Below are 12,483 nucleotides of genomic sequence, written 5' to 3' on the forward strand. Positions count from 1 at the left end.
TGCGGCCGGCCCTTTGACGGGCAGATGCCACATTTTATTACAAAGGCTGGGTACAGGAATGAAATTTGTTCAGCGCCTTGCGGAAAGGCGCCCGTTGTTGCTCGATGGCGCCATGGGGACCATGTTGCAGGCTTCCGGCCTGCCGGCCGGGGTGAGCCCGGAAGAGTTCTGCATGGAGCGACCGGATATCCTTCAGGGTATCCACAAAGCCTATCTCGATGCGGGAGTGGACATCATCACTTCGTGCACGTTCGGCGGCAATCCCTGCAAGCTCCCGGCCTCCCTGGATGTTTTTACCTTCAACAAGCGGATGGTGGAGACCGCGCGCGCCGCTGCCGCCCAGGCCGGACGTCCCGTCTTCGTGGCCGGCAACGTGGGCCCGAGCGGCCATTTTGCCCGTCCTCTGGGCGATATGGAGCCTGAAGAGCTCATCAAGGCCTTCTCGGAACAGATCCGCGGCCTTGTGGCCGGTGGTGCGGACCTCATCTTCATCGAGACCCAGTTCGACTTGGCCGAAGCCAGGGCCGCCGTGACGGCTGCGCGTCAGGTCTGCGACTTGCCCGTCATGGTCTCCATGACCTTCGAACAGGGCGCCAGCCTGACGGGCTCTTCTCCCACCATTTTTGCCGAGACCATGCAGAACATGGGCGTTGCGGCCCTGGGTACCAACTGCAGTCTGGGGCCGGACCAGATGCTGCCCGTGGTGGAAGAGCTGCTGTCCGTCTGTGCCTGTCCCGTCGTCGCGGAACCCAATGCCGGGCTGCCGGAACTGCGCGGCTCGGAGACCGTTTTTCCGCTGGGGCCGGAAGCCTTTGCCCAAAAAACGGCGGCGTTCGCGGCCCGTGGAGCACGGGTGCTGGGCGGCTGCTGCGGTACCACGCCCCGGCATCTGGCGGCCCTGCGCCAGGCCCTGGAAAGCGTGTCCTGCGACGAGCGTCCGGTGGTCAGCCCCGCGGGCATCTGCCTGACCAGTCGTTCGCAGCTCCTGCGCCTGGGAGAAGGGCAGCCGTTCAGCGTCATCGGCGAGCGCATCAATCCCACGGGCAAGAAGGAACTGACCCGTCAGCTGCAGGCCGGGCAGTTCGACGAGGCTTTCCGTCTGGCCGATGAGCAGCTGCAGGCCGGGGCCCGTATCCTTGACGTGAACGTGGGCGCGTCCTTGGTGGACGAGACCGTGCTCCTGCCCGATCTGGTGCAGCGTCTGGTCTCCCGGGTGGACGTGCCCCTGTCGCTGGATTCTTCCAATGCCCAGGCCATCGCCCGGGCATTGCCCTACTGTCCGGGCTCCTTCCTTGTCAATTCCATCAGCGGCGAAGCCGGACGCATGGAGCTGTTGGGGCCGGTCTGCCGCGATTTCGGCGCGCCCTTCATCCTGCTTCCCCTGCAGGGGACGAAGCTGCCCGTCCGGGCCTCCGAGCGTATCGCCATCGTGGAAAAACTGCTGGAGCAGGCCGACGCCCTGGGCATCCCCCGCCGTCTGGTGATGGTGGACATCCTGGCCCTGTCGGTGTCCTCCAAGCCTGAGGGCGCCCTGCAATGCCTTGAGATGGTCCGCTGGTGCCGCAGCCAGGGCCTGGCGACCACGCTGGGGCTTTCCAATGTCTCGTTCGGCCTGCCTGCCCGCGACCTGCTCAATGCCACCTTCATGGCCATGTGCGCGGGTGCCGGTCTGTCTTCCTGTATCGCCAATCCTTCCGCCCCCCGTCTGCATGAGGCCTGTGATGCCGTAGCCGTGCTGCAGGGGAGCGACAGCAACGCCGGTTCATTCATCGCCTCCTATGCCGACTGGAAAGCCAGCGGCGGTGTGGTCAGGGCCGGCACGGGACCGGGCGCCGCTGCCGAGACCCTGGGGGATGCCGTCCTTTTCGGCGATCTGGAGAACGTGCTGCCCCTGCTGGAAAAGGAACTGGCCGCCGGTGCCGAACCTTTCGCCCTGGTGCAGGACGTCCTGATCCCGGCCATCACCGAGGTGGGGACGCGCTATGAGCGCCGGGAGTACTTCCTGCCGCAGCTCATCCGCGCGGCGGAGACCATGCAGAAGGCCTTCGCCCACCTCAAGCCCCTGCTGGAAAAGAGCCGCGGTCCCGAGGAACGCCCCGTGATCGTCATGGCCACCGTGGAAGGGGACATCCACGATATCGGCAAGAACATCGTCTGCCTGCTGCTGGGCAACCACGGCTTCGACGTCATCGACGCCGGCAAGGATGTCCCGGCGGAGCAGATTGTCGCTTGCGCTTTGGAACATAAGGCGCGTATCATCGGCCTGTCGGCTCTGATGACCACGACCATGGTACGGATGGAAGATACCATCCGCCTGGTGCGGGAGCGCGATCTCCCCATTAAAGTACTGGTGGGCGGCGCTGCCGTGACCCAGGCCTTTGCCGATGCCATCGGTGCGGACGCTTATTGCGAAGATGCGGTCAGCGCAGTGCGGGCCGCCAAACAGTTTGTCACAGGATAATCCCATGAAGCGATTTGTTTTGCCCCTGCTGCTTCTGACCCTGTTCCTGCCCTGCCTGGCGCAGGCCCAGGAGTACAAGACCGTGGGGCTCAAGGACCTGACCTCCATCGTGGCCCAGCACAAGGGCAAGGTCGTCATGCTCAACTTCTTCGCCACCTGGTGCCCCCCCTGCCGTGAGGAGATCCCGGATCTCGTCAGCCTGGCGCCCAAATATGAGGGCAAGGTCGTCATCGTGGGGCTCTCGGTGGATGAGGACGCGAGCACGCTCCCGGCCTTCCTTAAACGTCTGAAGGTCGACTACCCTGTATACAGGGCCGGTGATGATGTGATCCGTGCCTTCAACGTGCGCACCATCCCGCACAATGTTTTCTACGGCAAGAACGGGCGTCTGGCCCTGATGGGGTCGGGCATGGTCTCGAAAAAAGAACTGACGGAAATCTTTGATTCTCTCGGAGAGCAAAAGTAATGAGCGACACCTACACGGTACGCCGTGCGACCATGGACGATGTGAAGGATATCCATGCCCTGCTGATGGAAAATGCGCGCAAGGGCCTGCTGCTGCCCCGTGCGCTGATCTTTCTGTACGGCCATGTCCGTAATTTCCTGGTCATCGACGATCCCCGGGGCGGCCTGGCCGCCTGTTGCGCCCTGGCGCCTGTCTGGGAAGACCTGGCCGAAGTCTGCTCCCTGGCCGTACGCGAAGATCTGCGCAAGCAGGGCCTGGGCCGCAAGATCGTGATGGCCTGCGTCGATGACTGTCGCATCCTGCACCTCAAAAAAGTCTTCTCCCTGACCTATCAGGCGGCTTTCTTTGAACGCATCGGCTTCCATGAGGTGGACAAGGGCGTCCTGCCCCAGAAGATCTGGGCCGACTGCGTGCACTGCGCCAAGTACCCCGACTGCGACGAAACCGCCATGTTCCTGGAGCTCGAGTAAGATGAACGCCATCAAGGAACGCAAGATCGTCTATACCTCCGACCAGATCGCCGAACGTGTGCGAGCCATGGCCGCCGAGATCGATGCTTTTTACGGTGATGAGCCTCTGGTGGCCGTCTGCGTCCTTAAGGGTGCGGTGTTCTTTTTCACCGACCTTGTCCGGGCCATGCGTACGGAGAACCTTGAACTGGATTTCGTCCGCCTGTCCAGCTACGGCAAGGGGACGTCCAGTTCCCGCCATGTGGTGTTCAGCAAGGACGTGGACTGCGACATCACCGGCAAGCATGTGCTGATCGTCGAGGACGTGGTGGACAGCGGCCTGTCCATGCAGTTCCTGATGCGCCAGTTCGAGGCCCGCGGGGCCCGCAGCCTGCGTTTGGCCGCGCTGGTGGACAAGAACGAACGCCGCGAAGTGGACGTGCGCGTCGACTTTGCGGGCTTCAAGCTCGAGGAAGGCTTCATCGTCGGCTACGGCCTTGATTATGCTGAAAAATATCGGGCCCTGCCTGATGTGGAAGAGCTGGTCTTCGAGTCCACCGGGGACTAGCCCCTGTCCGCACCTGGAGCCAAATGATGGAAATCCAATGCCCCCATTGCGCCAGCCGTTTCAACCTGCCGGAGAATCTTGCCCGGCCGGGTGCGAAATTGCGCTGCTCCGTATGCAAGACGGTCTTTGCCCTGCAATTGCCTGAGCCTGCTCCTGCCCCTGCGCCCATCCCGGACCTTCTGCCGGACGATGTGGAGCAGCCCCGCCCCCGGCGGCGCTGGCTGTTCTGGCTGATGCTGCTGCTTTTGCTGGCCTGCGGCGGTGCCGCCGTCTACTGGTACTGCTGGCATGAACGCCCCCTGACGCCGGTCCAGGGATCGGCAGCGACCGCTGAGAACATCGCCCTGCTGACCATGAAGGACGTGCGTCAGTACTACGTGAACAACGAGAAAATGGGCAAGATACTGGTCATCGAGGGCAGGGTGGTCAATGAGTTCCCCCAGCCCGTGAGCATGATCACCGTGGAAGCCGTGCTTTACGGACAGGACCAGAAGGTCATCGCGTCCAGTCGCCAGACCGCCGGTAACCAGCTGACCCCTTTGCAGCTTTCCGTGCTGGACAAGGAAGCTATGGCCAGCCGCCTGGCTGACCCCGAGAAGGAGCAGGGGGCCAATGTGACCCTGCTGCCCGGCGCCAGCGCTCCTTTCATGGTCGTGTTCGACAGCCCGCCCAACGATGTCAACGAGTTCTACGTCGCCATCGTGGATGCGAAGAAGGGGGTGCCCCTGCCGCGCTAGGCATCATGACGAAATGTCCTCAAAGCCCCGTAAGGGGCTTTTTTTATGCCTTGGGAATGCTCCTGGGGTGGCGGCAAGGCCACGCTGCAGTCCTGAAAGCTGCAACGTTGCGAAAGAGCGAGTGGGGAAAGGCTATCCTGATCTGCATGTGATAAAAAACACAAATGATGATGCAAATCCATGACGCAATTCCGCATCATGACTGCATCCGCGATGACGCGATATTGCAACGTGTCGTACACAAGAGCCGAAGTTTGCTGCACATGCTTGCATGGGCTGCACTTTTTTTTTATTTTTTATGCCATGGCTAAAACGAGAGAAGTCTTTATCTGTTCAGCCTGTGGCGCGCAGACCCTGCAATGGCGTGGCCAGTGCCCCGGCTGCCATGAGTGGAACACCCTGCAGGCTGCGGCCCAGCCCAAGGCCCTGTCCCGCAGCACTTCCCGGGTATCCGTCCCCGCGGGCAACCGCCCCGTGCCGTTGCAGGATGTGGCCGAGACAGGGCACCATCCCTATCCTAGCGGCATCGCCTCGCTGGACAGGGTGCTGGGCAAAGGCCTGGTACCGGGAGCGGCCATCCTTATCGGCGGTGAGCCGGGCATCGGCAAGTCCACCCTTTTGTTGCAGGTGGCGGGTCTGGTCGCCGCCCAGGGGGGCAGGGTGCTGTACGCCAGCGGCGAAGAATCCCTGCCGCAGATCAAGGCCCGGGGACAGCGGCTCGGCATGCTGCATGACAATCTGCTGGCCATGTCCACTTCCAGTGTGGACGAGGTCATCGCCGCTCTGGAACTGGCGCCGCCCCGCCTGCTGGTGGTGGACTCGGTGCAGACCATGAGCAGCGTCGATGCCGAAGGCCTGCCCGGCAACGTCAATCAGGTGCGTGCCGTGAGCATGGCCCTGCTGGAAGCCTGCCGCCGTCTGGGCGTCACGCTGGTGCTGGTGGGCCATGTGACCAAGGACGGGGTCCTGGCCGGTCCCCGCCTGCTGGAGCATATGGTGGATACCGTCATCTCCCTTGAGGGGGACCGCCGCCAGATGTTCCGCCTGTTGCGCGTCTTCAAGAACCGTTTTGGCCCCAATGAAGAACTGCTGGTCTTCCGCATGGGAGGCCGGGGCATGGAAGTGGTGGATGACCCTTCCACGTTTTTTCTGGGCGATCGTGACGCCTCCCTGTCCGGCACGGCGGTGGTCATGGCCGTGGACGGGCAGCGTCCGCTGGCGGTGGAAGTGCAGGCCCTGGTGGCCCGGACCTTCCTCAGCATCCCCCGGCGTGCGGCCCTCGGCTTCGATGCCAATCGTCTGCATTTGCTGCTGGCCGTGCTGGAAAAGCGCCTCAAGCTCAATTTCGGGCAGGTGGACATCTATGCCAAGGTCGGCGGCGGCATGAAGCTGCAGGAACCAGGGCTGGATTTGGCCCTGGTGGCGGCGGTGCTGTCGTCGTATTATGACGTCCCTCTGCCGGAAAAATGTGTCCTGTGGGGCGAGGTGGACCTTAACGGACAGGTGCGGCCCGTGGCCGCCCACGACCTCCGTCTGGCCCAGGCGCGCCGTCTGGGTTTCGAGCCCGTGATCCATCCCGGCAAGGGCGGTATCGCGACCATCGCGGACCTGCAGCAGAAACTTTTTCATCGTAAACAGTGAGCATAACCATGGCTCTTGAAATAGAACGCAAATATCTCGAAGTCGATTTCGACAGCTTGCGCCATCGCCTGCGTCAATGCGGCGCGCAGGGAGGGGACGTCCATCTGGAACGGAACCGCATCTATGACCTGCCTGACGGTTCCTTGCGTGCCGGGCATCATTTGCTGCGTCTGCGCACACAGGAATGGCCGGATCACGCGCAAAACGTGCTGACCCTCAAACTTCCGCCCGTCTCCGCGCCGGATGCGGCCTTCAAGGTGCGTGAAGAGCGGGAGACGCCCGTTGCCGATGCCGCGCAGATGCACAGCATCCTGGAAGGTCTGGGCTATGTGGTCCGTGCCTGTTATGAAAAGATCCGGGAGACCTGGACGCTGGAGCATACCAGTATCGACATGGATATCGTCCCCTTTGCCCGCGTGGTTGAGCTGGAGGGGCCCGAGGAAGAGATCCTGCGTCTGGAAGCCCTGCTGGGGCTTGACGACGTCCCGGTTAGTACTCAAAGTTATCATTATCTTCATCAGGAATGGCGGAAGCGAAATGATCTGCCGCCCGACCTGTCGTTTGTTTTCACGCCCGAAGAACTGGCCCGCTGGCGCCGGGATCTGGGCCTGCCTATCGTGGAGGATAGCCCTCATGGCCGATGAAACCTGGAATGAGCCGGGAACGGACACTGCCACCATCGTCAAGAAAAAAATCAAGGAACCGGACCGTTACGTGGTCCTGCTCCATAACGACGATTATACGAGCATGGACTTCGTCGTCGGCGTCCTGTGCGACATTTTCCACAAGACACCGGAAGAAGCCACGGCCATCATGCTGGCCGTCCATCAGCAGGGCATCGGCCAGTGCGGCGTCTATACGCATGAGATAGCGGAAACAAAGGTGGCGCTCGTCAGGCGGCGGGCCCGCGCAGCGGGCTTCCCCTTGCGCTGTACCATGGAAAAATATCGTTGAGGCTCGTATGCTCAGTGCTGCTGTTCAGGAAGTTTTGAAGGTTGCCGTCCAGGAAGTGCAACGCCGCAGGCATGAATTGCTGACGGTGGAGCACATCCTGTTCTCATTGACGACCGTGGCCCCCGGCCGCCTGCTGCTGGAAGGCAGCGGGGCCAGTGTGGCGGTGTTGCGCGAACAGCTGGAAGGCTTTTTCCGTAACGAGATGCAGGTGCTGCCGGACCAGGGTGAGCACGAAGTCCACCAGACCGCCGGTGTGCAGCGGGTGCTCGAACGGGCCCTGGGGCATATCCACGCTTCGGGACGGAGCCAGGTGGAACTGGGCGACCTGTTCGTGGCCATCCTGGATGAAGAGGACAGCTACGCTCACTACTTCCTGACGCGTCAGGGAGTAGACCGTCTGGACGCGTTGACCTTCATCTCGCACGGTATGCCGGAAGGGGGCGGATCCCGGGGCGTGGCCCCCGATGCCGCCAGGGAGAAGGAAGAGGGCGAGGCCGGGGAGAATGTCCTGGAAAAATACGCCACCGAGCTCACCGCCCGTGCCCGTGACGGCAAGATCGATCCCCTGGTAGGGCGTCAGGAAGAGCTGGACAGGGCCATCGAGGTCCTGTGCCGCCGCCGCAAGAACAATCCCCTGTTCGTGGGCGATCCCGGTGTGGGCAAGACCGCACTGGCCGAAGGTCTGGCTCTGCGCATCGCCCAGGGGCAGGTCCCCAAAAAGTTCAAGGACGTCAAGATCTACGCCCTCGATATGGGCCTGATCCTGGCCGGTACCCGCTATCGCGGTGAGTTCGAAAGCCGTCTCAAGGCCATCGTGGAAGAGCTCAAGAACATTCCGGATGCGGTGGTCTTCATCGACGAGATCCATACCATCGTGGGGGCCGGGGCCACTTCCGGCGGTTCCATGGACGCTTCCAACCTGCTCAAGCCCGTGCTGGCCAGCGGGGAGCTGCGCTGCATCGGCTCCACCACCCATGAGGAGTTCCGTAACCATCTGGAAAAAGACAGGGCCCTGACGCGGCGTTTCCAGCGTATCGACGTGGGGGAACCCAATGCCGAGGACTGCTTTGCCATCCTCAACGGCTTGCAGACCCATTACGCGGGCCATCACCGCGTGCGTTACAGCGAGACCGTGCTGCGCAGCATCGTGGACCTTTCCAACCGGTATGTCCGTGACCGTTTGCAGCCTGACAAGGCCATCGACGTGATGGACGAAGTGGGGGCCGCCGTTGACCTGCGCCGCAAGGATGAAAAACGGATGGCCGCCGTCACGGTGTCCGACGTGGAACGCATCGTGGCCCGCATGGCCGGTGTGCCCGTAAGGACGGTCTCGGGCCAGGAGCGGAATCGCCTGGCCAATCTGGAAAAGAACCTCAAGCAGATCGTCTTCGGGCAGGAAGAAGCCGTGGAGCAGACCGTGCGCGCCATCCTGCGTTCGCGCGCGGGCCTGGGGCAGCGTCAGCGGCCCACGGGCGCCTTCCTTTTCTATGGCCCCACCGGCGTGGGCAAGACGGAGCTGGCCCGCGGCTTGGCCCAGACCATGGGCGTGGAGTTCCTGCGCTATGACATGAGCGAATACATGGAACCGCACACGGTCTCGCGGCTCATCGGTTCGCCGCCAGGCTATGTGGGCTTCGACCAGGGCGGTCTGCTGACCGAGGCCGTGCGCAAGGCCCCGTATTCTGTGGTCCTGCTGGACGAGATTGAAAAGGCCCACCCCGACATCTTCAACATCCTGTTGCAGGTCATGGACTACGGTACCCTGACGGACAATTCCGGCCGCAAGACGGACTTTTCCCATACGGTGCTCATCATGACCTCCAATGCCGGAACGTTCGAGATGTCCAAGGCCAGCATAGGCTTTGGCAAGGCTGCGCCCGGAGATGCGGCCCGCAAGGCTCTGGGGGCGGTGGAACGCCTGTTCACGCCAGAATTCCGCAACCGTCTCGACGCCATGATCCCGTTCCGGGCCCTCACGCCTGCCATGATGCAGCGCATCGTGGACAAGTTCCTGCGCGAGATCGGGAACAGCCTTGCGGAGCAGCAGGTCACGCTGGCCTCTACGCCGCGTGCTCGTGCCTGGCTGGCGGAAAAGGGCTATGATCCCGCCATGGGTGCGCGCCCGCTGCGGCGTCTGCTGCGCAGCCGGGTGGAAGACGCCCTGGCCGGCGAGCTGCTCTTTGGCCGTTTGCGCCACGGCGGTCTCGTCCGCCTGGGGGTCAAGGATAATGAACTCGTGCTCCAGTTCCCTGACGCGGCCCCTGCACAGGGCGCGGAAGCGGAGGAGGGGGATGACAGCCGCAAAGATGCGTGAGCAGATAGCTCTGTATGCGGCGCAGTTCCCCTCGCCGGGATGCTGCACCGCAGAAGGGATATTGTGTGCCGGTGGCGATCTGCTGCCGGCACGTCTGCTGGCAGCCTACAGTCGGGGCATCTTCCCCTGGTACGGTGAAGACATGCCCCTGCTGTGGTGGTGCCCCGATCCCCGCTGCGTGCTGCCGCTGGATGCCTTCCAGCTGCCGCGGCGCAGTGCACGGGCCTTGCGCAACCATCCGTTCGAGCTGCGGATGGATACGGCTTTTTCCCGCGTCATCCGGGCGTGTGCGGCGCCGCGACGCGACGGAGAGGGGACCTGGATACTGCCCGAGATGATAGCGGCCTATGAACGTCTGCATGCCCTGGGCTATGCCCATTCCGTGGAAGCCTGGCGGGATGGGGAGCTGCTGGGCGGCCTGTACGGTGTGGCCCTGGGGCGGGCCTTTTTCGGGGAATCCATGTTCCACCGCTGCCCCGAGGCCTCGCGGGCGGCCCTTGCGGGCCTGGTGGCGTTCCTGCGCGGGCGGGATTTCCTTTTGCTGGACTGCCAGCAGGCCACGCCCCATATGCTGGCCATGGGCGCGCGGGACATCCCCCGCAAGGAATTCCTGGGGCTCCTGCGGCAGGCGGTGCCTGTCCCTGATCCTGAACCTGTCTCCCAGCTGCCGTGGCAGCCGTGGCGGATGCCTTTCCGCTATGATGCTGCCCTGGGCTGGCTTCCCGACGAGCGATGATGAACCAGTCTCCTTTCAAGCTCCATAGCGCCTATGTCCCCACAGGTGACCAGCCGGAGGCCATCGATTCCCTGGTGGCCAATCTGGAAGCCGGCGTGCCGGAACAGATCCTGCTGGGCGTGACCGGCTCCGGCAAGACCTTCACCATGGTCAATGTCATCGCCCGTTGCGGCCGTCCGGCGCTGGTGCTGGCCCCCAACAAGACGCTGGCCGCCCAGCTCTATAACGAGTTCCGCGAATTTTTTCCGCAGAACGCTGTGGAGTATTTCGTCAGCTATTACGACTACTACCAGCCGGAAGCCTATGTGCCCGCCTCGGACACATATATCGAGAAAGATTCGTCCATCAACGACAACATCGACAAATTGCGCCATGCCGCGACCCATGCTCTGCTGACCCGGCGTGACGTGATCATTGTGGCTTCGGTCTCCTGTATCTACGGTCTGGGCTCGCCCGAGTTCTACGCCCGCATGATCATCCCGGTGGAAGTGGGGCAGCATATGTCCATGGATGCCCTCATCACCCGTCTGGTGGAAGTCCAGTACGAACGCAACGACTATGACTTCCATCGCGGTACCTTCCGTGTGCGCGGGGACGTTCTGGAGATTATCCCCGCCTACCATCACGAACGGGCCCTGCGCATCGAGTTTTTCGGTGACGACATCGACTCCATGCGCGAGGTGGACCCGCTGACCGGGGATGTGCTGGCGGAAGTGGGCAAGACCGTCATCTATCCGGCCAGCCACTTCGTTTCCGCCCAGGACAACCTCAAGCGGACCACGGCCGACATCCGTCAGGAGCTGCTGGAACGGCTGACGGCCTTCAAGGCCAGCGGGCGTCTGGTGGAGGCGCAGCGTCTGGAGCAGCGGACCCAGCTGGATCTGGAGATGATCGAGGAGCTGGGCTACTGCAACGGCATCGAGAACTATTCCCGCCATCTGGATGGCCGCAAGGCCGGGGAACCGCCTTCCTGCCTGCTCAATTATTTTCCCGAGGACTTCATCCTGTTCGTGGACGAGTCCCACATCACCGTGCCGCAGGTGGGCGGCATGTTCAAAGGTGACCGCTCGCGCAAGCAGACCCTTGTGGACTACGGTTTTCGCCTGCCCTCGGCCCTGGACAACCGTCCCCTGCAGTTCGACGAGTTCCGTTCCCTGCTGCATCAGGTGGTCTACGTTTCGGCCACACCGGGCAAATACGAGATGGACCAGTCCCAGGGCATCATTTCCGAGCAGATCATCCGCCCCACAGGGCTGGTGGATCCGGAAGTGGAGGTACGCCCCACCAAGGGGCAGATGGAAGACCTGCTGGGAGAATGCCGGGAACGCATCCGGCGTGGGGAACGGGTGCTGGTGACCACCCTTACCAAGCGCATGGCCGAGGACCTGACCGAGTATTGCTGCAATATGGGCGTCAATGCCCGCTACCTGCATTCGGATATCGATACCCTGGAGCGTTTGCAGATCATCAGGGCCCTGCGGCAAGGGGAGTTCGACGTGCTGGTGGGCATCAACCTGCTGCGCGAAGGCCTGGACATCCCCGAGGTCTCGCTGGTGTGCATCCTGGACGCCGACAAGGAAGGTTTCCTGCGCTCCACAGGTTCGCTCATCCAGACCTTTGGCCGTGCGGCGCGTAACGTCCACGGGCATGTCATCCTGTATGCCGATACGGTCACGGCCTCCATGCGTGCGGCCATGGATGAGACCGAACGGCGCCGGGCCAAGCAGACCGCCTATAACACGGAGCACGGCATCACCCCCCGGAGCACCCGGAAAAGTCTTGAATCTCCGCTGGATGCCCTGTATGTGGATACCAGCTCTTCGTCCCGGGGCAAGGGCAAGGGGCGTGCGTCCCGTCAGGACGATGCCGTGCCCCTGACTGCCGAAGATACCGCGGCGCTGGTCCAGCGTCTGGAAAAAGAGATGCGCGAGGCGGCCCGGGAACTGGAGTTCGAGCGTGCCGCTGCCCTGCGGGACCGCATCCGGGCCCTGCGTGAACGCCTTATCGCCCTGCCGGAGTGATCATGAGTCCAGAACAGCTTTCCCTTTTCGGTGCACCTGCCGCGCCCGCCCCTAAAAAACAGGCCGAGAAGAAGACGGCGGGAAAAGCCGTCGTGTCGTCTGCCGCGTCCGCAGCCTCTGCGCCTGCGGATCCTTT

11 protein-coding genes are annotated in these 12,483 nt (G+C 62.9%); all 11 read left to right on the forward strand.

Features of this window, described 5'->3' with window-relative positions:
* Window positions 1-58: 58 nt before the first annotated feature.
* Entirely contained in the window at window positions 59-2,461 is a 2,403-nt protein-coding gene (locus DESPIG_RS05000; RefSeq protein ID WP_006005764.1) for a homocysteine S-methyltransferase family protein, read from the forward strand.
* A 4-nt stretch (window positions 2,462-2,465) separates the two neighbouring features.
* The gene (locus DESPIG_RS05005; protein WP_006005765.1) at window positions 2,466-2,927 is read left to right on the forward strand and encodes a TlpA family protein disulfide reductase; all 462 of its coding nucleotides are present in this window, start codon (window positions 2,466-2,468) and stop codon (window positions 2,925-2,927) included.
* Entirely contained in the window at window positions 2,927-3,397 is a 471-nt protein-coding gene (locus DESPIG_RS05010; protein ID WP_006005768.1) for an N-acetyltransferase, read from the forward strand. The genes DESPIG_RS05005 and DESPIG_RS05010 overlap by 1 nt, the downstream gene beginning before the upstream one ends.
* Before the next feature lies 1 nt (window position 3,398).
* Complete coding sequence (gene hpt / locus DESPIG_RS05015) at window positions 3,399-3,944, forward strand: hypoxanthine phosphoribosyltransferase (RefSeq protein ID WP_006005770.1); 546 nt, start codon at window positions 3,399-3,401, stop codon at window positions 3,942-3,944.
* Window positions 3,945-3,967: 23 nt separating this feature from the next.
* On the forward strand, window positions 3,968-4,681 hold the full coding sequence (locus DESPIG_RS05020; protein WP_006005771.1) for a DUF3426 domain-containing protein: 714 nt from the start codon (window positions 3,968-3,970) through the stop codon (window positions 4,679-4,681).
* Between the two features lie 303 nt (window positions 4,682-4,984).
* Window positions 4,985-6,322: a DNA repair protein RadA gene (radA, locus tag DESPIG_RS05025; RefSeq protein WP_040369428.1), complete on the forward strand. Its 1,338-nt coding sequence runs from the start codon at window positions 4,985-4,987 to the stop codon at window positions 6,320-6,322.
* Window positions 6,323-6,330: 8 nt separating this feature from the next.
* On the forward strand, window positions 6,331-6,966 hold the full coding sequence (locus DESPIG_RS05030) for a class IV adenylate cyclase (RefSeq protein WP_006005777.1): 636 nt from the start codon (window positions 6,331-6,333) through the stop codon (window positions 6,964-6,966).
* On the forward strand, window positions 6,956-7,276 hold the full coding sequence (gene clpS, locus DESPIG_RS05035; protein ID WP_006005779.1) for an ATP-dependent Clp protease adapter ClpS: 321 nt from the start codon (window positions 6,956-6,958) through the stop codon (window positions 7,274-7,276). Before DESPIG_RS05030 ends, clpS begins: the two co-directional genes overlap by 11 nt.
* Before the next feature lie 7 nt (window positions 7,277-7,283).
* Window positions 7,284-9,590, forward strand: a complete 2,307-nt coding sequence (gene clpA, locus DESPIG_RS05040) for an ATP-dependent Clp protease ATP-binding subunit ClpA (protein WP_006005781.1) — start codon at window positions 7,284-7,286, stop codon at window positions 9,588-9,590.
* Window positions 9,583-10,326, forward strand: coding sequence for a leucyl/phenylalanyl-tRNA--protein transferase (gene aat / locus DESPIG_RS05045; RefSeq protein WP_006005783.1), 744 nt, complete (start codon window positions 9,583-9,585; stop codon window positions 10,324-10,326). The genes clpA and aat overlap by 8 nt, the downstream gene beginning before the upstream one ends.
* Window positions 10,326-12,347 (forward strand): excinuclease ABC subunit UvrB, encoded by a 2,022-nt coding sequence (uvrB, locus tag DESPIG_RS05050; RefSeq protein WP_040369293.1) that lies wholly within the window; start codon window positions 10,326-10,328, stop codon window positions 12,345-12,347. Before aat ends, uvrB begins: the two co-directional genes overlap by 1 nt.
* Window positions 12,348-12,483 lie beyond the last annotated feature (136 nt).

It is taken from the genome of Desulfovibrio piger ATCC 29098 (assembly GCF_000156375.1).
Taxonomy (GTDB): Bacteria; Desulfobacterota; Desulfovibrionia; order Desulfovibrionales; family Desulfovibrionaceae; genus Desulfovibrio; species Desulfovibrio piger.